The following is a 235-nucleotide window of genomic DNA, read 5'->3' on the forward strand; positions in this document are numbered from 1 at the left end:
GCCGGGCACCCAGCCGGGCACCCCGCTGCTGCTGGAGACCAACATCGACGACCTGGTCCCGCGGTTGTGGCCCACCGTCCTCGAGCAGCTCTTCGCCGCCGGCGCCTCGGACGCCTGGCTGACCCCGAGCGTGATGAAGAAGGGCCGCCCGGCGCACACCCAGTCGGTGCTGACCCGGCCGGAGACGGCGGCCGCCGTCCAGCGGGCGGTGTTCACCCAGACCTCCACCATCGGG

1 protein-coding gene is annotated in these 235 nt (G+C 74.0%); it reads left to right on the plus strand.

Going from position 1 to position 235, the window contains the following annotated elements; all coding sequences use genetic code 11:
• Positions 1-235: nickel pincer cofactor biosynthesis protein LarC2 (gene larC2, locus AC0IVP_RS22190; protein WP_471759316.1), on the plus strand; the 235-nt coding region annotated here is incomplete at both ends.

Source organism: Klenkia sp. AC732 (genome assembly GCF_979256525.1).